General features: G+C 64.5%; 23 protein-coding genes. 11 read left to right on the forward strand and 12 right to left on the reverse strand.

Translation table 11 applies throughout. From position 1 onward, the window contains the following. Positions 1-357: 357 nt before the first annotated feature. A complete protein-coding gene (locus EJ069_RS13260; protein ID WP_245456542.1) occupies positions 358-1,239 on the forward strand; it encodes a hypothetical protein in 882 nt (293 codons plus the stop codon). Positions 1,240-1,273: 34 nt separating this feature from the next. On the opposite strand, the gene EJ069_RS13265 is transcribed toward EJ069_RS13260, so the two are convergent. From EJ069_RS13265 to EJ069_RS13285, 5 genes are all read right to left on the reverse strand, one after another. Continuing rightward, positions 1,274-2,701 carry a hypothetical protein gene (locus tag EJ069_RS13265; RefSeq protein ID WP_126061664.1) on the reverse strand — a complete coding sequence of 476 codons (1,428 nt, stop codon included), beginning with the start codon at positions 2,699-2,701 and terminating at the stop codon, positions 1,274-1,276. Between the two features lie 428 nt (positions 2,702-3,129). After that, positions 3,130-3,639 carry an Hsp20/alpha crystallin family protein gene (locus EJ069_RS13270; RefSeq protein ID WP_126061665.1) on the reverse strand — a complete coding sequence of 170 codons (510 nt, stop codon included), beginning with the start codon at positions 3,637-3,639 and terminating at the stop codon, positions 3,130-3,132. Positions 3,640-3,733: 94 nt separating this feature from the next. Beyond that, positions 3,734-4,210 carry an Hsp20 family protein gene (locus EJ069_RS13275; RefSeq protein ID WP_126061666.1) on the reverse strand — a complete coding sequence of 159 codons (477 nt, stop codon included), beginning with the start codon at positions 4,208-4,210 and terminating at the stop codon, positions 3,734-3,736. Between the two features lie 234 nt (positions 4,211-4,444). Continuing rightward, entirely contained in the window at positions 4,445-4,723 is a 279-nt protein-coding gene (locus EJ069_RS13280; RefSeq protein WP_126061667.1) for an usg protein, read from the reverse strand. A gap of 12 nt (positions 4,724-4,735) precedes the next feature. Then, positions 4,736-5,083 (reverse strand): hypothetical protein, encoded by a 348-nt coding sequence (locus tag EJ069_RS13285; RefSeq protein ID WP_126061668.1) that lies wholly within the window; start codon positions 5,081-5,083, stop codon positions 4,736-4,738. Between the two features lie 326 nt (positions 5,084-5,409). On the opposite strand from EJ069_RS13285, the gene groES reads away from it, so the two are divergent. The 8 genes from groES to EJ069_RS13325 all read left to right on the forward strand — a co-directional run bounded on the left by groES (position 5,410) and on the right by EJ069_RS13325 (position 12,405). Further along, a complete protein-coding gene (gene groES, locus EJ069_RS13290) occupies positions 5,410-5,724 on the forward strand; it encodes a co-chaperone GroES (RefSeq protein ID WP_126061669.1) in 315 nt (104 codons plus the stop codon). A gap of 61 nt (positions 5,725-5,785) precedes the next feature. Next, a complete protein-coding gene (gene groL / locus EJ069_RS13295; RefSeq protein WP_126061670.1) occupies positions 5,786-7,414 on the forward strand; it encodes a chaperonin GroEL in 1,629 nt (542 codons plus the stop codon). Positions 7,415-7,479: 65 nt separating this feature from the next. Further along, positions 7,480-7,701: a hypothetical protein gene (locus EJ069_RS13300; protein WP_126061671.1), complete on the forward strand. Its 222-nt coding sequence runs from the start codon at positions 7,480-7,482 to the stop codon at positions 7,699-7,701. A 104-nt stretch (positions 7,702-7,805) separates the two neighbouring features. Further along, positions 7,806-8,174, forward strand: coding sequence for a hypothetical protein (locus tag EJ069_RS32750; RefSeq protein WP_189476353.1), 369 nt, complete (start codon positions 7,806-7,808; stop codon positions 8,172-8,174). Further along, positions 8,155-8,472, forward strand: coding sequence for a DUF982 domain-containing protein (locus EJ069_RS13310; protein ID WP_126061672.1), 318 nt, complete (start codon positions 8,155-8,157; stop codon positions 8,470-8,472). The genes EJ069_RS32750 and EJ069_RS13310 overlap by 20 nt, the downstream gene beginning before the upstream one ends. A 58-nt stretch (positions 8,473-8,530) precedes the next feature. Next, on the forward strand, positions 8,531-10,423 hold the full coding sequence (gene htpG / locus EJ069_RS13315; protein ID WP_126061673.1) for a molecular chaperone HtpG: 1,893 nt from the start codon (positions 8,531-8,533) through the stop codon (positions 10,421-10,423). Positions 10,424-10,573: 150 nt separating this feature from the next. After that, a complete protein-coding gene (locus EJ069_RS13320; RefSeq protein WP_126061674.1) occupies positions 10,574-11,254 on the forward strand; it encodes a gamma-glutamyl-gamma-aminobutyrate hydrolase family protein in 681 nt (226 codons plus the stop codon). Between the two features lie 83 nt (positions 11,255-11,337). Continuing rightward, positions 11,338-12,405, forward strand: a complete 1,068-nt coding sequence (locus tag EJ069_RS13325; protein ID WP_245456543.1) for a serine hydrolase domain-containing protein — start codon at positions 11,338-11,340, stop codon at positions 12,403-12,405. A 114-nt stretch (positions 12,406-12,519) separates the two neighbouring features. Here EJ069_RS13325 and EJ069_RS13330 read toward each other — a convergent pair whose 3' ends face one another. From EJ069_RS13330 to EJ069_RS13350, 5 genes are all read right to left on the reverse strand, one after another. After that, complete coding sequence (locus EJ069_RS13330; RefSeq protein ID WP_126061675.1) at positions 12,520-14,142, reverse strand: ABC-F family ATP-binding cassette domain-containing protein; 1,623 nt, start codon at positions 14,140-14,142, stop codon at positions 12,520-12,522. 241 nt (positions 14,143-14,383) lie between these two features. After that, positions 14,384-15,127 carry a 2OG-Fe(II) oxygenase gene (locus EJ069_RS13335; protein WP_126061676.1) on the reverse strand — a complete coding sequence of 248 codons (744 nt, stop codon included), beginning with the start codon at positions 15,125-15,127 and terminating at the stop codon, positions 14,384-14,386. A gap of 262 nt (positions 15,128-15,389) precedes the next feature. After that, on the reverse strand, positions 15,390-15,914 hold the full coding sequence (locus EJ069_RS13340) for a hypothetical protein (protein ID WP_126061677.1): 525 nt from the start codon (positions 15,912-15,914) through the stop codon (positions 15,390-15,392). 5 nt (positions 15,915-15,919) lie between these two features. Then, the gene (locus EJ069_RS13345) at positions 15,920-16,342 is read right to left on the reverse strand and encodes an OsmC family protein (protein ID WP_126061678.1); all 423 of its coding nucleotides are present in this window, start codon (positions 16,340-16,342) and stop codon (positions 15,920-15,922) included. Between the two features lie 290 nt (positions 16,343-16,632). After that, positions 16,633-18,165 (reverse strand): acid phosphatase, encoded by a 1,533-nt coding sequence (locus tag EJ069_RS13350; protein WP_126061679.1) that lies wholly within the window; start codon positions 18,163-18,165, stop codon positions 16,633-16,635. Positions 18,166-18,370: 205 nt separating this feature from the next. Here EJ069_RS13350 and EJ069_RS13355 point away from each other — a divergent pair, with 205 nt between their 5' ends. Next, positions 18,371-19,636, forward strand: coding sequence for a cytochrome-c peroxidase (locus EJ069_RS13355; protein ID WP_126061680.1), 1,266 nt, complete (start codon positions 18,371-18,373; stop codon positions 19,634-19,636). A 69-nt stretch (positions 19,637-19,705) separates the two neighbouring features. Here the strand turns inward: EJ069_RS13355 and EJ069_RS13360 are convergent, their stop codons facing one another. Next, on the reverse strand, positions 19,706-20,293 hold the full coding sequence (locus tag EJ069_RS13360; RefSeq protein WP_126061681.1) for a dihydrofolate reductase family protein: 588 nt from the start codon (positions 20,291-20,293) through the stop codon (positions 19,706-19,708). 95 nt (positions 20,294-20,388) lie between these two features. On the opposite strand from EJ069_RS13360, the gene EJ069_RS13365 reads away from it, so the two are divergent. Then, entirely contained in the window at positions 20,389-20,805 is a 417-nt protein-coding gene (locus EJ069_RS13365) for a helix-turn-helix domain-containing protein (protein WP_126061682.1), read from the forward strand. Between the two features lie 139 nt (positions 20,806-20,944). Here EJ069_RS13365 and EJ069_RS13370 read toward each other — a convergent pair whose 3' ends face one another. Beyond that, positions 20,945-21,160, reverse strand: a complete 216-nt coding sequence (locus tag EJ069_RS13370) for a hypothetical protein (RefSeq protein ID WP_126061683.1) — start codon at positions 21,158-21,160, stop codon at positions 20,945-20,947. Positions 21,161-21,295 lie beyond the last annotated feature (135 nt).

A 21,295-nucleotide genomic window follows, 5' to 3' on the forward strand; every position in this document is an offset into this window, starting at 1 on the left:
CGGTACTTGGATCGGCCCGTCCCAGCGCTTCGTCATCCTCGGGCTTGACCCGAGGATCCATGCCGTGACCTTCTCCGGAGGACGCAGCGGAGCAGAATTATGAACCGTTGCAACACCTTAGCGTCACGGCATGGATCCTGGGGTCTGCGCTGCGTCGCTTCGCTCCTTGCTTCGTCCTAGGATGACGACCTCAATGGTTTGCGTTCCTTCGCGCCCCCCTCTGCCTGCCGGGCATCTCCCCCACGAGGGGTAGATTGGCAGCTTCGGCGGCAGCGCCTAAGTCTTTTTTTAGCCCAATCTTGCCTGCAAGACATGCATACGGTTTTGGGCGAAACGGGGCACATCATGCGGCTGGTCTTGACACTTCTCCTCGCGCTGGCGGGCAGCGCGGCGCTCGCCGCCTCGCCGGAAGACGACTATATCGCGGCGCGCGACAAGGCGATCGCCGACATCACGGCGCAGGAAAGTGCGAACACGGCCATCGAAACCATCGATGCGCAGAACGAGAAGGCGCTGGCCGACCTGCAGCAGCGTCTCGCCGCCATTCTCGGCCCGCTTTCTGTCAAGGGCTTTCCGACGACCGGCACCAACAACATCGAAAGCCTCAACGCTTCCGATATCGGCTACGGCATGCTCGACGGGCTGCGCTATGCCCAGAGCGACGACGGCCCGAGCATCGTCGTCTCGACGCGCGGGCTGACCGAACGCTGGCTCAAGTCCAAGTCGACCGAGGCGGAAGCGGATTTCAAGCTGCCAACCGACATCGGCGCAGCGCTGAAGCTCGACAGCTTCTACACCCAGGCCATCGGCAGCGACGCCGCCTTCTCGGGCACGCTCGACTTTCCGCTGAAGAAACCCGACGGCGCCGACATGGTGGTGGCCCGGCTCGGCGGCTGGACGCAGGATGTCGGGCCGATCTACGAGCAGCATGTCGTGGTGGTGGTCGTCAAGGGCGACCGCGTGCTGATTGCCGAGGCGCCCGCCTCGCCCGCCGTGCCGAAGATCGCAGCCTGCGATTCAATCTGGGCAGCCGCCGACGCCGCCGCGCAGAAGGCCCAGCAGGGCAACGAGGGCTCGGATCAGGATAACCCGCAGGCCTCCGATCCCGCCAACGCCGCCTGGGAAAAAGGCGATGCCGACTACCGCGCCTGCATGGCTGAGCGCCTGCCCGGCGATCCGTCCTTCCCGGCGCTGCTCAAGCAGGCGCAGGACCTTGCCGACGGCATGGCGGGAAAGTAGCCCGCCAAAGCAATTCCGGGCGCAGCGGTTTTTCTCAGCCAGCGTTGGCTCGCAGGTTCCGCCGCGGAACACGCCGCGCGGCGGGCCGCGCCGCTTCCGCGATGATCCCGTTGGCCTGAGGCGCGGCATCCTTGCGCGACCTTGCGTCGGTCACCCGATGCAGCCGCTCGTAGGGCAGCAATTCCCGGATGCGGGCATTGAGCGCTTCGACCTCGGCATGCAGATCCTCGCATTCCTGCTTCTGGATATCGAGCTGGATCTGCTCGGACGCCTGCTGCAACGAAAGCTGTGAGAGATTGGTGCTGACCTCCGACAAATTCTTCTTGTCGGCTTCGCTCTCCTCCCTGAGAACGGCGAGCCTTTCCTCGGCGATCTGGCGTTCGGTGACGGCATCGTTCAACTGCCCCTTGAGCCTGGCGATTTCGGCCGTCGCTTCGCCATTGTCGGTCGAGACCTTGTCCAGGCGCGACTGCAGCTCCTGCATTTCGGCGCGCAAACCACGCATCTCGGCCTGGCTGCGCGCCAATTCGGCGGCGCTGTCGCTTTCGGCAATGCGGGCCGCCTCGGCTGTTTCGGCGAACCTGGCCTGGGTTGCCTCCAGCGCCTTCTGCAGCCGGGTTTCTTCCTTCTCGTGGTTGCCGATCTGAGCCATCAGCTCGGCAATATGGGCGGTTTCGCGGGCGTGGGTTGCCGCGAACTCGTCGAATTTGTGGCGGGCCTCAGCCTCGCGCTTTTGCGCCTGCTCCAGGTCGACCGTGAGGCCGACCTGCTTCTCGCGCAACAGCTTGTTCTCGGCGCCGCGCCTGTCGACTTCGACGGTCTTGGCGGTCAAGGCTTTGACGATCTCACCGAACTCCGTCTCGCGCCTGGCGTTCTCATTGCTCATCTCCACCAGTTCCAGGCGCACGGCCGCCAGGGCCGAGCGCAACTGCTCGCGGTCCTGGACGAGGCTCGCCTCGCGCTGTTGCCAGGCCTCGGTCGCGCCGTCGCGCTCGCGCTGCTTGCGGGCGGCGTCAAGCAATTGTTCCGAAATCGTTTTGTGTTCGGCGGTAAGAGCGAGATTAGCCAGCTCCAGCTCGTTGGAGCGCAACACGTCGCGGTGGAAGACGTTGAGGACCTCGCGCGTCATGTGATGCGCGGTAGCGATCTCCGCCAGCTTCGCCTCTATCTCCTGCAGATGGCCCTGCCCATCGCGGAAAAGCCCGGCGACGGCCTCCAGCGCGGCGAGCCGCGTCTGGGTATGGGGCGTCAACCGCGATGACGCTGCCTCGGGCTGCTGCTCTTCGGGCGGCGGATTTTCGTCGCTTGCCACGAGTTCCTGACCGGCAACGGCATCGTCTCCCGACGGCGGTTGTTCATCATCCTTCAGAACGTCCTCGAATGCTTCCGCCAGATCCGATTGGAGTTCCTGAAATTCCTTATCGACGTCCTCGGCCCGCTTGATCAGAGACTTGAAATTCATCACCACACATCCCTTACTCACGCCCCACGCGTACTTAATGAATTGCTAATCTAGCCCTTTACCTTCCTTTCGGGAAGCCTATGCAACCGAAACCGAAATTAAGGTTATCGCCGGTCGCAATCTTATGCGGAACCGCTTCCAGGTGATCTGCCTGCCGGGCATAACATATGTTAACTTCATCTCGCGATGGGTGCTGAAATTCGCCGCTGTAAAAGGGAGAAGGCACCGAGCTGCTTGGCATCATTCATCGAGCTGTTTGGCATCATTCATATGGTGGATACGAAGACTTTGCGACGGAACAGAGAAGCTCCGTCCGTCAACTTTCTCTCTGCGCGCCGCCCCTGACGACCGCGCCCCGGATCCGACTGCCGTGGCTGTCATGGAAGATTGCGCGGGAGGCGCATCGGACGACCTCCCGCGTCTCTGCATCAACTCTTGATGTCGATGCGCTTGACTTGCGACTGCGCCTTCTCGCTCTTCGGCAAGGTGACGGTCAGCACGCCATTCCTGAAGCGCGCCTCCACCTCGTCTTCCTTGACCTCGTAGCCGACCGGGATGCGACGCTCGAAGCGGCCATAGTACCGCTCCGAGAATTGCCTATCCTTGTCATCGGTCTCCGAGCGCTTCTCGCCTCGCAGAGTCAGCACGCCGTCGTCGAACAGAACTTCGATGTCTTTCTGTTCAAGGCCCGGCACCTCGGCCGTCACCTTGATCTCCTTCTCGCCGCTGGAGATCTCGACGCTCGGCCAACCAGAGCCGAGGGCGGAGACACCGCCAAAAGACGGCAACCGGCTGTCGAAGCCGCGGAAAACATCGTCGAACAGGCGGTTCACCTCACGATGCAGCGACAGGAAGGGATCGCGTTCGCCGTCGCGGAACAGGCTTGGAACCTGGTTGCCGTTGCTGCGGCCCCAGGGAATCAGGTCACGGACACTCATGGTTTCCTCCTTTCTGCTCATCGGTCTGAAAAGGCTTCCGGGTGCGCCGGGCCATCTGCCCGGCGCGTTGCGCGGGGGCGCCGACAGGAAGGCCTCAGGCCGCGTGCTTCTCGGCTTCGATCTTCTTCGTCGCGCCTTTTGGCATCGCCTTGTCGGCTGCGATCTCGATCCGGCGCGGTTTCATCTCTTCCGGAATTTCACGCTTCAGATCGATGGTCAGCAGGCCATTGACCAGGCTGGCGCCGACGACTTTGACATGGTCGGCAAGCTCGAAACGGCGCTGGAATGCGCGACCGGCGATGCCTCGATGCAGGTACTCACCCTTATCCTCGCCGGCTTTCTGGCCCGAGACCATGAGCATGTTCTGCTCCTGGGTAATGTCCAGTTCGTCCTGCGCGAAGCCTGCCACCGCCATGCTGATGCGATAGTCGTCTTCCGAGGTCTTGGCGATGTCGTAGGGTGGCCAATTGTCGACGGTTTCGATCCGGCTCGCCGTTTCGAGCGCGTTCAACATTCGATCGAAACCGATGCTCGACCGGAACAGGGGAGTGAAGTCAAAGCTGGTTCTCATAGCTACATCCTCCATTGAGCAACATAGATACGAGGAGCGCCAAGGAAGCGGCGCCCCTTGACCCTTGCCGGTCTCTCAAAGCACCGGCAAAATCCATCTGGGAATTCAGATCCGGGACGTCAAGGGCCCAACCCGAAGCCCCCTTCAAGGTCGTGAAAAGCCACCCTCTTCGCGCGCGGGCAGGCAATGATGGAAGGCGGCCGCACAACACGACCGCCTTGATGGAGCTGATCTTCAATGGATCGGGATGATCCCGTCCACGGCCCGCCATTCCGATGGCCTGATGAGCCGATGGTGGGCAACCCGGACGGAATGCAAGGCGCCCGCCAACTCGCGTTCCCAAAAGCCCAGAAAACCCCTCAGCGTGGGGAAATCCGGGGCGAGATCATAGTCCTGCCAGACGTAAAGCTGCAGCAGGCTGGGATGGTCGGGCAGATGATAATGGATCTCGGCAGTGGTCAGGCCATAGCCATTCATCTGCAAGCGGAATTCCCAGCTGACCGTGCTCGCCATCGCCTTGCGCCCTCACGCGCTCAGCCGGTCGACCAGCTGCCGGTGGTCGTCATCGGCAGGGCCGCTGGGCGACGGGGCGGTTGCGTCGAGTCGGCGCAGCGCATCCATGATGTCGTCGAAGGAGACCGGCCGCTCGGCCCCCGGCGGCTGGCGCAGCGCCGGCATCGATTCCACGGCGCAGGCGTCGGATGCCCAGGACGAAAGGATCGCCCGCTTTTCCCATATGTCGAGCGAGCCGTCCTCCAGCACATCGCGCGGGTGCTGAAAATGGCTGGCCGGCGACAGCAGCCGGTCGAGCGAAAGGTCTGATATTTCGGGAGCAAGGGAAGGAATGATCGGCGAGAGCGTCTGTCGGTCCATTTCTGTCCTCCGTCTCCAAAAACTCCTTGGTTCGGGTTCTAATTTCTCAGCGGTCCGGCGCTGCCGGGCGCCGATAATCTTGTTCAGCTCAATCGCGAATTCAAGCCTTTCCTTTGTCGGAGCGACCCAATTTACCGCATGTTTTCAGCGCGCTAGCACTCGACGATCGAGAGTGCCAAAATTTTTTTGGCACCCCCTTGAAAGTAGAAGAAGGCAAAATTAGGTCGACATGCGCGCGACGCCGAAAGGGTCGCGAGCCCCGCTCCGGTCCTCCGGTCCGGAGCGGAGGGACCTCTCGCAATCTGTTTGTCCTGAAGGAGAACGATATGACGTTCCGTCCACTGCATGACCGCGTGCTCGTCCGCCGCATCGAGGCCGAAGAGAAGACGGCCGGCGGCATCATCATCCCCGACACCGCCAAGGAAAAGCCGCAGGAAGGCGAAGTCATCGCCGTCGGCCCGGGCGCCCGCGACGAGAGCGGCAAGCTCGTGGCCCTCGACCTGAAGGTCGGCGACCGCATCCTGTTCGGCAAGTGGTCGGGCACCGAGATCAAGCTCAACGGCGAGGACCTGCTCATCATGAAGGAAAGCGATGTGATGGGCGTGATCGAACAGGCCGCGACGCTGAAGAAAGCCGCCTGACCGGGGCTTCGATCAAACCGCAACCCAGTCAATGAAAGCTGCCTAGACAAGGAGTGATCCAATGGCTGCCAAGGAAGTCAAATTCCATTCCGACGCCCGCGAGCGCATGCTGCGCGGCGTCAACATCCTCGCCGACGCGGTGAAGGTGACGCTTGGTCCCAAGGGCCGCAACGTCGTCATCGACAAGTCGTTCGGCGCCCCCCGCATCACCAAGGACGGCGTCACCGTCGCCAAGGAGATCGAGCTTGAGGACAAGTTCGAGAACATGGGCGCCCAGATGGTCCGCGAAGTCGCCTCGAAGACCAACGATCTCGCCGGCGACGGCACCACGACTGCCACCGTGCTTGCCCAAGCGATCGTTCGCGAAGGCGCCAAGGCGGTCGCCTCGGGCATGAACCCGATGGATCTAAAACGCGGCATCGACAAAGCGGTGGATGCGGTGGTCGCCGAACTCAAGACCAATGCGCGCAAGATCACAAGAAACGACGAGATCGCCCAGGTCGGCACCATCTCGGCCAATGGCGACGCCGAGATCGGCCGCTTCCTGGCCGAGGCCATGGAAAAGGTCGGCAACGAAGGCGTCATCACCGTCGAGGAAGCCAAGACCGCCGAGACCGAGCTGGAAGTCGTCGAAGGCATGCAGTTCGACCGCGGTTATCTCTCGCCCTATTTCATCACCAACCAGGACAAGATGCGCGTCGAGCTCGACGAGCCCTATGTGCTGATCCATGAGAAGAAGCTCGGTAACCTCCAGGCGCTGCTTCCCGTGCTCGAGGCCGTCGTCCAGTCGGGCAAGCCGCTGCTGATCATCGCCGAGGATGTCGAGGGCGAGGCTCTGGCCACGCTGGTGGTCAACAAGCTGCGCGGCGGGCTGAAGGTCGCCGCCGTCAAGGCTCCGGGCTTCGGCGACCGCCGCAAGGCCATGCTGGAGGACATCGCCATCCTGACCGGCGGCACGGCCATCAGCGAGGATCTCGGCATCAAGCTGGAGAACGTCACGCTGGAGATGCTCGGCCGCGCCAAGAAGGTCGCGATCGAGAAGGAGAACACCACCATCGTCGACGGCGCCGGCAAGAAGGAGGAGATCCAGGGCCGCGTCACGCAGATCAAGGCCCAGATCGAGGAGACCACCTCCGACTATGATCGCGAGAAGCTGCAGGAGCGGCTTGCCAAGCTCGCCGGCGGCGTCGCGGTGATCCGCGTCGGCGGCGCGACGGAAGTCGAGGTCAAGGAGAAGAAGGATCGCGTCGACGATGCGCTGCACGCCACGCGCGCCGCGGTCGAGGAAGGCATCCTGCCCGGCGGCGGCGTCGCCCTGCTCAGGGCGGCCAAGGCGCTCGACGCGGTTGCGGTCGACAATCCCGACCAGAGATACGGCGTCGACATCGTGCGGCGCGCGATCGAGGCTCCGGCGCGCCAGATTGCCGAGAATGCCGGATCGGAAGGCTCGATCATCGTCGGCAAGCTGCGCGAGAAAACCGACTGCGCCTATGGTTGGAACGCCCAGACAGGCGAATATGGCGACCTCTACAAGCAGGGTGTCATCGACCCCGCCAAGGTGGTGCGCACCGCGCTGCAGGATGCGGCTTCGGTCGCCGGTCTGCTCGTCACCACCGAGGCGATGGTGGCCGAAAAGCCGAAGAAGGAAGCCGCTCCGGCCGTGCCGACCGGCGCCGGCATGGACTTCTGAGACGCTGACGAGAGCCCGCTCCCGGCAACGGGAGCGGGCGTTCCGCCAAAACTTGGGAGGCCCTTATGAACATGATGAGCGCAGATGGCTCGATTCCCACGCCGACGCATCCGGCAAGCGAATTCCTCGCCTATGAAGCCGAATGCCGAAGCGCGCTGAAGCCGCTGCTGGCCGGCCTGCTCGACGCGGCCGAAGCCGCCGGATGGAACCGGCGGACGGTCGCCTCGACGCTGATGTTCCTTGCCGCTCAGCAGGTGTCGGCCACCGAAACATCCGCGCGAAGCTGAGCGAAATCGGCCCCGCCACGGCGGGGTCCGTCCAACTATGTCGCGATGGGATTTGGGCGAAGGGAATTGCGATTGCCATGATTGCAGGACGCTTGCGGGAATGCTTGAGAAGCTTGCGATGGGACGCCGGCGACCTTGCGCAGGAGCTTGGCTGTTCCAGGACCGATGCGACGCGCTGGATCGAGGGGCGCGCGCCGGTGCCGCTGGCGGTCGCCGCCTGGATCGAAGCCCTGGTCAAGGCGCATAGCGCGCTGCCGCCGCCGCGCCTGAACCAGCAGGTTTCAGCGACGCACACCACGCCGGCGGGCGCGGTCAAGGTGCAAGCCTTCCCCGGCATAGGCCAGCCGCGGCCGCATGGCATCGCCCTGCAACCGCCCTACCCGCGCCGACATATGCTGGCCGGGGGGCTTCGCCCGGGAACCGTGGCTATCCACCCGAAAGAGGGTCCAGACCATGAACCACGACCGCTTTGAAGAGCCTGTCACGGTGCTTGTCGGCATGGGCTTGCCGGCGCGGCTGGAGACGGTGGCGGAAGCCTATGCCCTGCTGCAGGATTGGCCGGCCGCGAGCAGGAGCAGCGCGCATACGATCGCGCTCAATGCCTGCAAAGCCGGCATTGTCGGCGAAATCGACGCCGAGACAGTGCGGGCAACCCTTGTTGCCTTCGCCCGCCGCCACGATATTCTGGCGCCCGACATGGTCTCGCTTGCGCCCGCGGCGCTGGCAGGACGCGCATCCACAAGCAGCAATGGCATAAGCAACAATAGCTGAAGATTCGAAGCCCGGCGCGTGCTGCGCGGCGGACAAACGACCAACCCAGGAATTCTGAATGACGACTGACACCAAGGCGACGGAAACCAGGACATTCGAGGCGGACGTCTCGCGGCTGCTGCACATGATGGTGCATTCGGTCTATTCGGACCGCGACGTCTTCCTGCGCGAGCTGATCTCCAACGCAGCGGATGCCTGCGAAAAGCTGCGCTTCGAGGCGGTGAGCCGTCCCGAGCTTCTGGGCGACGATGCCAAGCCGCGCATCACGATCGCGGCCCACCCGGACAACAAGGAGGTTGTCGTCGAGGATAACGGCATCGGCATGAGCCGCGACGAGATGGCCGAGGCGCTGGGCACCATCGCGCGCTCCGGCACGCGCGCCTTCATGGAGCGCGTCGAGGCCGGCAAGGCGGCGGAGGACACGCAGCTCATCGGCCAGTTCGGCGTCGGCTTCTATTCCGCCTTCATGGTCGCCGACCGGGTCGACGTGATCAGCCGCCAGGCCGGCAGCGACGTGGCCTTCCGCTGGTCGTCCGACGGCAAGGGCACTTATGAAATCGCGCCGATCCCGATCGAGGCGGCGCCCAGGCGCGGTACCCGCGTGGTGCTGCATCTGATGGAGGACGCCACCTCCTACACCACGCCATACCGGCTCGAAGGGCTGGCGAAGTCGCAGTCGGGTCATGTGCCGGTGCCGATCACGCTTGTCGAGAAGCCCGGCGCCGAGCCGCGCGACATCGCCGACGGAACGGCGCTGTGGGTGCGGCAGAAGAGCGAGATCAAGCCGGAGGAATATACCGATTTCTACCGCAGCGTCGCCGGCCAGTATGACGAGCCGGCCTCGACCATCCATTTCCGCGCCGAGGGACGGCAGGAATACAGCGTGCTCGCCTTCGTGCCCGGATCGCGGCCGTTCGACCTGTTCGACCAGGATCGCAAGGGCCGCATGAAGCTTTATGTGCGGCGCGTCTTCATCACCGACGATGCCGATCTCCTGCCGCGCTATCTGCGCTTCGTGCGCGGCCTGGTCGATTCCGCCGACCTGCCGCTCAACGTCTCGCGGGAGATGATCCAGGAAAGCCCGCTGCTCGCCGCGATCCGCAAGGGCGTGACCAGCCGCGTTCTCGGCGACCTTGCCAAGACTGCCGAAAACGACGCCGAAACCTATGCCAAGATCTGGGAGAATTTCGGCGTCGTCCTCAAGGAAGGTCTCTATGAGGATTACGAGCGGCGCGAGCAGCTGCTGAAGCTTGCGCGCTTCCGCTCGACCGCTTCCGGCGAAGGCTGGCGCAGCCTTGCCGACTATGTCGGGGCTATGAAGGAAGGCCAGAAGGCGATCTTCTTCATGGCCGGCGACGACCGCGCCCGGCTGGAGGCCTCGCCGCAGCTCGAAGGGTTTCGCGCGCGCGGCATCGAGGTGCTTTTGCTTACCGAGCCGGTCGACAGTTTCTGGGTGACGATGACGCCGGAATTCGACGGCAAGCCGTTCAAGTCGGTGACGCAGGGCGCGGCGGAGCTTGCCGACATCCCGCTGCCCGACGATGCGGCGAAGCCTGATGCCGAGACATCGTCGGACATCGCGGCGTTCCTCGCCTTCGTGAAGACGACGCTCGGCGAGGAGGTGTCAGACGTGAAGGCTTCCGACCGGCTGACTGAAAGCGCCGTCTGCCTGGTCGCGCCCGAGCATGGCCCGGACCGCCAGTTCGAGCGCCTGCTCAACGCCGCCGGCCGGCTCGACAAGGCGGCCAAGCCGATCCTGGAGATCAACCCGCGCCACGAACGCGTGGCGGCGCTGGCAAAGCTCGGCGACGACGACAAGGCGTTCAAGGAAGACGCCGCGCATCTGCTCTACGACGAAGCGCGGGTGCTCGATGGCGACAAGCCGGCCGACGCCAAGGCCTTCTCGGCGCGCTTGGCGCGGCTGATCGATCGCGGCTTGGCGAAGGGGTGATGAAGGCGCCCATACCGAGATGCGCCGCCCATGCCTCCATCCTGGACGAATGGAGAGGCGGCGCCGCCAAACACGATCGGAGGCTGGCACATTGCCAATGACCCGCTAAGCTCTACCGTGGTTCTCGCGAAATGAGCGGCAGGAGTTCCGATGAAGCGCATCGTTCTGGTCCGGCACTCGGAAGAACCGGGCGACGATCACGCCCAGACGACCCTTGAGGCGAACGGCCATGCGGTTACCACGGCGATGCCGTTCAAGGGCGAGGCGATCGATCTCGAAAATATCGACGGCGCCGTCATCTATGGCGGTCCGTTCAACGTCTTCGACACCGACAAGCATCCGTTCCTCGATCACGAGGCCGCGCTGATCGAGCATTGCCTGGAAAACGACCTGCCGCTGCTCGGTATCTGCCAGGGCGCGCAGCAGATCGCCTGGCATCTCGGCGCCGATGTCGGGCCGGTGGCAAGCGGCATCAGGGAGTTCGGCTATTTCGAGATCGTGCCCACGGCCGAAGCCGGCGACTTCCTCGACCGGCCGCTGTTCCTTCCGCAGAACCATTTTCATACTTTCGCCCTGCCGGCGGGCGCCGTGCACCTGGCTTCGAGCGAGACGTTCCCCAACCAGGCGTTTCGGATCGGCGACAAGACCTACGCCTTGCAGTTCCATGCCGAGCAAGGCCCGGCAGGCTTCAAGCGCTGGCAGGAGCGCCAAGGCGCGCCCTATGGGACGCTCGGCGCGCAGGACCGGGACGAACAGGACCGGCTGATGGAAGCTCACCACGTGGCGCAGCTTGCCTGGTTCAGCGGCTTTGTGACCAAGCTGTTCGGCTGAGGCGCATTTGGTGGGAATCCGCGCATGACCATAGAAGGCTTCTGCGATCCGCGTTTCGCCGGCGTGCGCGACGCGTTCGCCTGGTGTTTCTCCCAAGGCCTCGAACATGGCGGCGGCGTCTCGGTCGTGGCCGACGGCAAGACGTCGTCGAGCTTTGGGGCGGTCATGCGGATGCGGCGCGCACCCGCCCGTGGCGGCGTGACACGCTGATCAATGTCTGGTCTTGCACCAAGGGCGTCGTGGCGCTGGCGATCGCGATGTTGGTCGAGCGAGGCAAGCTGGACTATGGCGCGCCGGTCGCGCGCTATTGGCCGGAATTCGCGGCCGGCGGCAAGGAACGCATCACCCTCGATCAGGTCATGTCGCACCAGTCCGGGCTGAACGGCCTTGCCGTGCCGATGGACGAGGCAGGCCTGCTCGCCTGGACGCCCTATGTCGATGCGCTTGCCGCCATGGCGCCGCTGTGGGAGCCCGGCAGCCGCTGCGTCTATCATGCGCTCAGCTACGGCCACCTTGCCGGCGAGGTGCTGCGGCGCGTCGACGGGCGCAGCGTCGGCCGCTTCATCGCGGAAGAGATCGCCGACCCGTTTGGCGCCGATTTCCATGTCGGCCTGCCGCAAACGGAAGATTTCCGAACCGCCGAGATGATCGAGGGCCCGAAAGCTTCCGAATGGGTGGAGTTCGTGCGCGCCTCGCCCTTTCCCCATGCATGCGACAACCCGACGCCGCGCGCCCTGGCACCCAACGACCGCGCCTGGCGCGCCGCCGAGGTGCCGGGCGGCAACGGCCAGTCAACGGCGCATGCGCTGGCCCGTATCTACGGCATGATGGCGGCGGGCGGGACGTTTGAAGGCAAGCGCCGGATCGGCCGCGCGGCGATCGAAGAGGCAGCGAGGCCGCGCTTTCGCGGCATGGACGACAGCTTCGCGCTGCCGGCCGCCTTCGCCGCCGGCTATCAGATCGAGGATCCCGTCTACGCCGGCCGCGCGTCGCCGCAAAGCTTCGGCCACACCGGATGGGGCGGCGCCATCGGCTTTGCCGATCCCGGCGCCGGCGTCGGGTTCGGTTACGTCACCAACCGCATGCTGGGGTTCGACGATATGGACCCGCGTCGCAAGGCCCTGATCGACGCCGTCTACGACGCGCTCTGAATAAGATGCCTAAAAGCGCGTCGCGATCTTTCAGATTCGCTCCATGCGCTTTAGGGTTTTGATTTTACGCATGTCTTTATCCTGAAACCGGTTCCCACTTTCGGGAGACATGCGTTAGCTTCTCAGCCCCGGTGCCTCCTGCCCGGTGCGCGCGACATATTCGGTGTAGCCGCCGCCATAGGTGTGGATGCCGTCGGGCGTGAGCTCCAGCACGCGGTTCGACAGCGCCGCCAGGAAATGGCGGTCGTGCGAGACGAAGAGCATCGTGCCTTCATACTGCGACAGCGCCTCGATCAGCATCTGCTTGGTCGTGATGTCGAGGTGGTTGGTCGGCTCGTCGAGCACCAGGAGGTTGGGCGGGTCGAACAGCATCAGCGCCATCACCAGCCTGGCCTTCTCGCCGCCCGACAGCACGCGGCACTTCTTCTCGATCTCGTCGCCGGAAAAGCCGAAGCAGCCGGCAAGCGCGCGCAGCGGCGCCTGGCCGGCCTGCGGAAAATTGTCCTCCAGCGTCTGGAAGACGGTGCGCTCGCCATCGAGCAGTTCCATGGCGTGCTGGGCGAAATAGCCCATCTTGACGCTCGGACCGCGCGCGACGGAGCCCTCGTCGGGCTCGGAGGCTCCGGCGACCAGCTTCAGCAGCGTCGACTTGCCGGCGCCGTTGACGCCCATCACGCACCAGCGCTCGCGGCGGCGGATCTGGAAATCGAGGCCGGAATAGATGGAGCGGCTGCCATAGGATTTGTGGATGCCTTTCAGCGTCGCCACGTCCTCGCCGCAGCGCGGCGCCGGCTGGAACTCAAAGGCCACCGTCTGGCGGCGCTTGGGCGGCTCGACGCGGTCGATCTTGTCGAGCTTCTTCACCCGGCTCTGCACCTGGGCGGCGTGCGAGGCGCGCGCCTTGAAGCGCTCGATGAAGGCGATCTCCTTGGCCAGCATCGCCTGCTGGCGCTCGAACTGCGCCTGCAACTGCTTGTCGGCCAGCGCGCGCTGCTCCTGGTAGAATTCGTAATTGCCGGAATAGGAGGTGAGCGCGCCGGCATCGATCTCGATGATCTTGGTGACGATGCGGTTCATGAACTCGCGGTCGTGCGAGGTCATCAAAAGCGCGCCGTCATAGTCCTTCAGGAATTTTTCGAGCCAGATCAGGCTTTCGAGGTCGAGATGGTTCGACGGCTCGTCGAGCAGCATGACGTCGGGCCGCATCAGGAGAATGCGGGCGAGCGCCACGCGCATCTTCCAGCCGCCGGAAAGTTTTGAGACGTCGCCGTCCATCATCTCCTGGCTGAAGCCGAGACCGTCCAGCACCTCGCGCGCGCGGCCGTCCAGCGCATAGCCGTCGAGCTCCTCGAAGCGATGCTGCAATTCGCCATAGCGCTCGATGATTGCGTCCATCTCGTCGGCGCGCTCGGGATCGCCCATGGCCTGCTCGAGCTCGCGCATCTCGGCCGCCACCGCGCTCACCGGCCCGGCGCCTTCCATGACCTCGGCGACGGCGCTCATGCCTTCCATGTCGCCGACATCCTGACTGAAATAGCCGATGGTGATGCCGCGATCGACCGAGATCTGGCCTTCGTCCGGCTGTTCCTCACCGATGATCATGCGGAACAAGGTCGTCTTGCCGGCGCCGTTCGGGCCGACCAGCCCGACCTTCTCGCCCTTCTGCAAGGCGGCCGAGGCTTCGATGAAGACGATCTGTCGGCCGTTCTGCTTGCCGATATTTTCGAGACGGATCATGGGACGGTCCGGGAAACTGCGCTGATGTGGCGGGATTTGGCCCGGCGTGTACGCGAATGAGGGTGCGAGGGGAAGAGCGCAAACGCCGCAGGATGAAGGTTCCTCGCCCCCGCGAAGTGGGGGAGAGGTGGCTCGGCGAAGCCGAGACGGAGAGGGGGAGCGCCCTTCGAAGACCCCCTGTCCGTCCGCTTCGCGGACACCTCTCCCCCGCCTCGGCGGGGGCGAGGAACAGCGCTGCGCCCTACTTCGCGTCGTGGAAGATAATTCCAACCGTATGTCGCCGCCCCGACCGCAGGCGGCTGACGCCATGGCGCAAATTCACTCGATAGTACCCCTTGGTGCCTTGCACCGGCCGGTTGTGCACGGCGAAGATCACCGCATCGCCTTTTCTCAGCGGCACCACCTCGGCGCGGCTTTGCATGCGCGGGCGCTGCTCGGTGAGGACGAATTCGCCGCCGGTGAAATCCTCGCCGGGCTCGGACAACAGGACCGCCACCTGCAGCGGAAAGGCGAGCGCGCCGTAGAGGTCCTGGTGCAGGCAGTTGAAGTCGCCGGGGTCGTATTGCAGGAGAAGCGGCGTCGGTCTGGTCTGGCCCTCGTCGTGGCAGCGCTTCAGGAAAGCGGCGTGGTCGGCTGGATAGCGAAGCGCCACGCCCATCTTCTCGTTCCAGTCATTGGCGATCGTGGCAAGGCGCGGATAGAGCGCGGTGCGCAGACCCTCGATCAGGTCCGGCAGCGGATAGTTGAAGTAGCGGTATTCGCCTTTGCCGAAACCATGGCGGGCCATCACCACATGGCTTCGGAAATGCTCCTCATGCGGGTAGAGGCCGGCGATATCAGCGCATTCTTCCGCCGACAGCAGGCCGGGCATGACGGCGCTGCCATGGGCGTTGAGGTCTGATACCAGCGCGCGCCAATCCTGCGCGGCGACGCGGGATTCGGCGGAGCGAGTAGCGCGCTTGGTGTTCAGGGAGTGGACGGTCATCGGGATGGCTCCTTGCTTGCCACCAAGGTGGGGCGAAGGAGGCGCCTCGGCCACCCGATTCCTGCGGAGGTAGCGCGGCCTCACCTTCTCCCCTTGTTGTGGGAGAAGGTGGCCTCGCTAAGCGAGGTCGGATGAGGGGTGCTGGAAGGAATGAGGCGGCGGAGGCTTCGCGCTTATCGCCAAGCTGGAACACCCCTCATCCGTCTCGGCGCTAACGCGCCGATCCACCTTCTCCCACAAGGGGAGAAGGAAAGGCCGCGCTTCACCGCCTCCGATACCCCTCCAGCTCCGGGTCGAGATCCACCTTCACCGCATTGGTGAACACGCAGGTCGCCACCATGATGCCGGCGAAGGCGGTGAGGTTGACCAGCAGCGTTTCGTCGTAGCGGGCCCTGAGCGCCGCCCAGGTCTCGTCCGGAACGGTATTGGCGTCGGCTGCAACCGCTTTGCCAAAGGACATCAGCAGCGCCTCGTCCGCGGTGGGATCGATCGCTTCGGGATCGAGCCCGGCCTCGATCAGCGCCCTGCGGAAGAAGGTGACCGGAATCTCGGCGAGCATCGTCTCCGCAATCGCTTTCGAGAACAGCCAGATGGCGCGATCGTCGAGTGCGGGCTTGAGAAGGTCGCGCAGCGTGAACCACTCGGCGTAGATGCGGTGGGCGGCCGGCGAATGCAGAAGGATGCGCTTCATGTTGGTCATGCGGCCGCGCAGCTTGAACTCGCGGTCGTGCTCGGCGCGGATGTCGTCGGAGGCGGTGGCGTAGTCGATCGCGGAGAGATGCGCCATCGGCCTCATCCGAGCGTCGCGTGAAGCACCGGCGCGCCGCGCAGCGTGTTGGAGACGGTGCAGATGTCTTCGGCGTCGGCCAGGATGCGCTCTTTGGTCGCCGCGTCGAGGTCGCCGGTGATCTCCAGTTTGACCGTGAATGTCTCGATGCGCGAAGGCTCATCCTTCGCCTTGTCGCCACTCACATTCGCCCTCACCTCGCCGAGCCTGTCGGCGACGCCGAGGCGGGTCGCGGCGATGCGGGCGCTGAGCACCATGCAGGCGGCCAAGGAGGCATAGAGCAGGTCAAGCGGGCTGAAGCCGGGCGCGCTGACCTGCGTGACGACACCGACCGCGCCGCCGGTCGGCGTCGTGATTGCCGGCAGACCGCCCGGCGGCAGGACGGCGAGCGCGCCGGCCTTGCGGGTTCTGACCTTGAGGTCCGCCATCGTGTCGTCTCCAGTTTGGCGGCTATTGATAGCTGACGGGGTTTGACAAGGACAACCTGCAATGTCAGCGCTGCCCCTCATTGTCCTGCCGGACATTTCTCCCCGTACAGTGACGGGAGAAAGGGCTTGTCGCGGGCGTCACGTCCTGGCCTTCTCCCCGTTCACGGGGAGAAGGTGCCCGAAGGGCGGATGAGGGGTAAAGCGGTGCCAGGCAGTTAAACTTGGCGCCCCACGAAGGCCCCTCTCCGTCCGCTTCGCGGCTCCCCGCCTTTGGCGGGGCGAGGAAACGGCTACTTCGTCAGATCCAGCGCCGCCGTCAGGTCGCCCATCGGCGGCTGGTCGTTGTTGCGCAGCGCCTTGTCGCGGGCGACGATGCCTTGCAGCACCGGCAGGTCGTAGCGGTTGGTGATGAAGCGCAGGATCGAGGTGGTGTCGTACTGCGTGTGGTCGACCATGCCCATCTTCGCATAGGGCGAGATGATGAAGGCCGGGACGCGGTTGCCGGGGCCCCAGCGGTCGGCCTTGGGCGGCGCGACGTGATCCCAGAAGCCGCCATTCTCATCATAGGTGACGACCACCAGCATATGCGCCCATTGCGGGCTCTTCTCCAGATGCGAAACGATGTCGGCCAGATGCTGGTCGCCCGAGGTCACGTCGGCATAGCCGGCATGTTCGTTGAGGTTGCCCTGCGGCTTGTAGAAGGAGACCTGCGGCAGCTTCCCGTCGTCGATCGCCTTGATGAACTCTTCGCCGCCGAGGCCGCCGTCCTTGATGTGCTCGGCGCGCGCGGCGGTGCCGGGCGCATAGGCCGCGAAATAGTTGAAGGGCTGGTGGTGGAACTGGAAGTTGGGCACGGGCGTCGCGTTCTTGCCGTCGAGCGCCGCCTGCCATGCGCCAGAGTACCAGGCCCAGGAAATGCCCTTCAGCGACAGGAGATCGCCGATGGTGATCTCGTGCTGCGGCGGCAGCGTGGTCGGCGCAGCCGGGTCGGCGAGCGCCTTGTCGCCGCCCTCGGCCGGCTTGTTGGCGCTCGGCTGGTAGGGCGGCTGCATGGTGTTGACGGCATAAAAGTCTGGGGTGATGGCGCCGTCATTGGCGAATTTCGGCACGCCGCCAAGTGCGGAGGCGGGCGAATTGTCGGCCGGCTTCAGCGTCACGCCATCCGGCTCGACGATGGCGATCTGGCCCTTCACCGGGCTGGTATCGGCATTCGGGTAGTAGGGCGCGCAGGCGCAGGCGAGCATGAAGTGGTTGAGGAAGGAGCCGCCGAAGGCGCCCTGGAAGAAATTGTCGGCCAGCACGTATTTCTTAGCGATGCTCCACATCGGCAGGTTGGAGCCGTCGTAATGGCCCATCACCAGCCCGCCGGAATCGGCCCAGGCGACGAACTTGTCGTTCTTGCCGCCGTCGATCTGCATCTGCTCCTGGTAGAAGCGGTGCCAGAGATCATGCGTGACGACGTTGGTGCCTTCGTTGAAGCCCTTGGGATCGTCGATGGCGAAGGTCGCGTTGGCGAGATGGGCGGTCTGCGCTTCCGTCACCGCCGGCGTGACGCCCTTGCCGGTCAGCCCGCCCCAGGCCGGCGGCAGTTCGGGGAGCGGCTTGCCGTCACGGTCGAGCTGGCGCGCCTGGCCGGGCGAGACGTTGGCCAGGCCGTTGGCGCCGGGGAAGCCGCCATAGAGGTTATCGAAGCTGCGGTTCTCGGCGTAGATAACCACGACGGTGTCGATCTTGTCGTAGCCGGGAGGAGCCGCATGGGCAGCAGCGGAGAGCGATGCCAGCGCCGTGGTGGCGAGGCAAAGGGAGAGAAGGGACCGGGTCATTGAAGGATGCCTCGTGGCTGGGGAATGGCTGGAGGACGGCAACGCAGGAACGCAACTGCATCAATGCCCAGCTACTTCGACGCCTTGTCACCTTTGTGACAGTTCCGTCCCGGTCAAACACGGTTTCGTGAGCGAGAAAGCCGGTCATCAATCCGTTGCACTCGATCCTTACGTCGCGAAGGAAACTTGGCGAAAGAAATCAAGGATGTCGCCGAAGACGATGGGATTGAGGAATCACGCGATCGCCCTGCTGGCAGCTTCGATCGTCGGCTTGACCGCACCCGCCAATACCGCGGAGCCGTTGCGCGTCCATCCCGGCCCAATGACGCGCGCGCAAGCCTTCGCCCGCGCCGACGCGCTGACGGCGCTTGGGCGGCAGATGTTCTTCGACCCTTCGCTGTCTGCTTCCGGCAAGCAGGCCTGCTCGACCTGCCACGATCCCAACCACGCTTTCGGACCGGCCTCGGCCTCGCCGGTCGAGATGGGCGGAGCCAAGCTCGACCAGCCCGGCGTGCGCGCCGTGCCGTCGCTGCGCTATTTGCAGGCGGCGCCAGCCTTCACCGAGCATTTCTACGACTCCGAGGACGAAGGCGACGAGAGCGTCGACAACGGCCCGACCGGCGGCCTGACCTGGGATGGCCGCGCCGACCACGGCAAGGACCAGGCGAGGATCCCGCTGCTGTCGCCCTTCGAGATGGGCAATAAGGATGAGGCTGAGGTGGCCGCCAGCCTGCGCAAGGCGCCCTATGAAGAAGCCTTCAAGGCGGCCTTTGGCGCCGATGTCTTCGACCATCCGCAGGACGCTTTCGACGCCGCGGTGGAAGCGCTCGGCACCTTCGAGCAGAGCAGCGCCGATTTCTATCCCTATTCCAGCCGCTACGACGCCTTCCTCGCCGGCAAGGCGCAGCTTTCGGCGCAGGAATTGCGCGGACGCATGCTGTTCGAGGACGAGGCGAAGGGCAATTGCGCGAGCTGCCATCTGAGCAAGCCGGCCAATGACGGCGAGCCGCCGCAATTCACCGACTATGGCCTGATCGCGATTGCCGTGCCGCGCAATCCGGCGATCCCCGCCAATGCCGATCCTGATTATTTCGACCTCGGCCTGTGCGGCCCGCTGCGCACCGACTTCAAGGGCCGCGCCGAATATTGCGGCCTGTTCAAGACGCCGACGCTGCGCAACGTGGCCCTGCGCAAAAGCTTCTTCCACAATGGCTACTTCCATACATTGCGGGACGCGGTCGCCTTCTACGCCAGCCGCGACAGCGACCCCGCGCGCTGGTATCCGAAGAAGACCGACGGCACGGTCGACAAATTCGACGACCTGCCGAAAGCCTACTGGCCGAACCTCAACACCGACCCGCCGTTCAACGGCAGAAAGCCCGGCGACAAGCCGGCGCTGACCGATGCCGAGATCGACGACATCGTCGCCTTCCTCGGCACGCTGACCGACGCCGACCAAGCGGGGCACTGAGGCCGGGGGCCAGTCAGAAAGGCGCGCCGCAAGATTGATTCAAGGCGGCGCGGGCTCGGTTGCCGCTTCTCATTGCGCGAGCGCGTAGCGGCTCACCACCATGCCGCAGGCATAGGACTTCGAGCCGAGGAGCGTCAGCCTGGCAAACCCGCTCTTGTCGAAGATGCGGCGGCCGCTGCCCAGAACCGCCGGATTGATGAAGAGCTGGAACTCGTCGACCAGGCCGGCGGCGATCAGCGCCGAGGCGAAGCCGGCGCCGCCGAACACGGCGATGTCGCTGCCTTCGCCCTGCTTCAGCGCGTCGACCTCGCGTGGCAGGTCGCCGCTTACGACCCGTGTCCGTTCCCAGCGCGACGCTGCAAGCTTGTCGCTCGCGACGACCTTCTCGGCCTCGACGATGCGCTGCGCGAAAGCATAGAAGCGATCCTTCGGATATTTCTTCGCCGCATTGCCCCAATGGGTAAGGTAGCCCTCTTCCGCCATCTTGCGGCTCAACAGGATGGTGCCGACGGTCGTGAAGACGGCATTGAAATCCTGTTTGAGCTCCTCGTCCCAGTCGCTGTCGTCGCTCCATTCCCAAAGCTGCCAGCGACGGTCCTCATCGGAACCGACAAAGCCGTCCACCGACATTTGCATCTGAAGGATCAGCTTCTTCATCTTCGTTCTGCTCACCAATGATTTACTTTTGGAACTGTTGACGCAAAGCGGCAATGGTGTCAATAGTAAAGTGATTTACAAATGGAAGCATGTTGATGGCGACCAAGGGACGGTCCGGCTGCCCGATCAGCCTCTCGCTCGAATTGCTCGGCGACCGCTGGACGCTGCTCATCATCCGCGACCTGGCTTTCGCCGGGAAACGGCATTTTCGCGAATTCCTGCAGTCAGACGAAGGCATCTCGTCGCGCACGCTGGCCGAGCGGCTGCAGACGCTGCAGGACGAAGGCATCCTCACCCGCAGCGACGACCCCAGCCATGGCCTGAAGGCGATCTACCGGCTGACCGATGCCGGCATCGACCTGTTGCCGTTGCTGGCGACACTAGGCGCCTGGGGCAGCAAACACCGCAAGGCCGACGACAAGCTTGCCCAAATCGCCAATGACCTCGCGGCCGGCGGCGAGCCGGCGCTCGAGCGGATGAAGGAGACGCTCAGGGCGCAACATATGGGATAGCGAAGTCGGAACACCGCGCGCCGCCGGCGACCTGTGTTCAAACGCTTGGGTCAGCGGGCGGCCCTGCGTGGCCAATGCGTCGAGGCAAATGCACACCTGCGTCCGCCTATTTGTCTCGCATTTTCACAGTCGACGATCTTCAGCCAGCCTGTCCGCTCTGCGGCGGCCCGGCAGGCTCCGCCGCCGGTGGCTCGCCGGGAAGCCCCAATCGCAGCCGCTCCTCCTCGGCGAAGCTCTCGGCCTGTTCGTGAATGTCGAACACTTGCTGCGTCAGCCTGCCACCGTCGACGACGCGCACGATCCATTGGCCATTGACGCCTTTTACACGGACACTGTCTGGCTCGCTTGTTATCATACGGCTCCTGCCCGTCCGCCCAAGTATCTGGTGCCTAGACCCAATACGATCTAGAGCGCCTTAAGTTGCCGAAAGCGGAGCTGATCGACATTTAGTGCGAAGGCACTCGCCGATACTCAATAGATTTTTGAAATC

Origin of the sequence: Mesorhizobium sp. M2A.F.Ca.ET.043.05.1.1, from assembly GCF_003952445.1 — a bacterium.
In the GTDB taxonomy this organism is placed as follows: domain Bacteria; phylum Pseudomonadota; class Alphaproteobacteria; order Rhizobiales; family Rhizobiaceae; genus Mesorhizobium.

Bases quoted from the DNA above. Each gene is read 5' to 3' on its own strand.
- EJ069_RS13265 (WP_126061664.1), bottom strand. From the start codon at position 2,701: ATGAATTTCAAGTCTCTGATCAAGCGGGCCGAGGACGTCGATAAGGAA.
- EJ069_RS13270 (WP_126061665.1), bottom strand. From the start codon at position 3,639: ATGAGTGTCCGTGACCTGATTCCCTGGGGCCGCAGCAACGGCAACCAG.
- EJ069_RS13275 (WP_126061666.1), bottom strand. From the start codon at position 4,210: ATGAGAACCAGCTTTGACTTCACTCCCCTGTTCCGGTCGAGCATCGGT.
- EJ069_RS13280 (WP_126061667.1), bottom strand. From the start codon at position 4,723: ATGGCGAGCACGGTCAGCTGGGAATTCCGCTTGCAGATGAATGGCTAT.
- EJ069_RS13285 (WP_126061668.1), bottom strand. From the start codon at position 5,083: ATGGACCGACAGACGCTCTCGCCGATCATTCCTTCCCTTGCTCCCGAA.
- groES (WP_126061669.1), top strand. From the start codon at position 5,410: ATGACGTTCCGTCCACTGCATGACCGCGTGCTCGTCCGCCGCATCGAG.
- groL (WP_126061670.1), top strand. From the start codon at position 5,786: ATGGCTGCCAAGGAAGTCAAATTCCATTCCGACGCCCGCGAGCGCATG.
- EJ069_RS13300 (WP_126061671.1), top strand. From the start codon at position 7,480: ATGAACATGATGAGCGCAGATGGCTCGATTCCCACGCCGACGCATCCG.
- EJ069_RS13310 (WP_126061672.1), top strand. From the start codon at position 8,155: ATGAACCACGACCGCTTTGAAGAGCCTGTCACGGTGCTTGTCGGCATG.
- htpG (WP_126061673.1), top strand. From the start codon at position 8,531: ATGACGACTGACACCAAGGCGACGGAAACCAGGACATTCGAGGCGGAC.
- EJ069_RS13320 (WP_126061674.1), top strand. From the start codon at position 10,574: ATGAAGCGCATCGTTCTGGTCCGGCACTCGGAAGAACCGGGCGACGAT.
- EJ069_RS13330 (WP_126061675.1), bottom strand. From the start codon at position 14,142: ATGATCCGTCTCGAAAATATCGGCAAGCAGAACGGCCGACAGATCGTC.
- EJ069_RS13335 (WP_126061676.1), bottom strand. From the start codon at position 15,127: ATGACCGTCCACTCCCTGAACACCAAGCGCGCTACTCGCTCCGCCGAA.
- EJ069_RS13340 (WP_126061677.1), bottom strand. From the start codon at position 15,914: ATGGCGCATCTCTCCGCGATCGACTACGCCACCGCCTCCGACGACATC.
- EJ069_RS13345 (WP_126061678.1), bottom strand. From the start codon at position 16,342: ATGGCGGACCTCAAGGTCAGAACCCGCAAGGCCGGCGCGCTCGCCGTC.
- EJ069_RS13350 (WP_126061679.1), bottom strand. From the start codon at position 18,165: ATGACCCGGTCCCTTCTCTCCCTTTGCCTCGCCACCACGGCGCTGGCA.
- EJ069_RS13355 (WP_126061680.1), top strand. From the start codon at position 18,371: ATGTCGCCGAAGACGATGGGATTGAGGAATCACGCGATCGCCCTGCTG.
- EJ069_RS13360 (WP_126061681.1), bottom strand. From the start codon at position 20,293: ATGAAGAAGCTGATCCTTCAGATGCAAATGTCGGTGGACGGCTTTGTC.
- EJ069_RS13365 (WP_126061682.1), top strand. From the start codon at position 20,389: ATGGCGACCAAGGGACGGTCCGGCTGCCCGATCAGCCTCTCGCTCGAA.
- EJ069_RS13370 (WP_126061683.1), bottom strand. From the start codon at position 21,160: ATGATAACAAGCGAGCCAGACAGTGTCCGTGTAAAAGGCGTCAATGGC.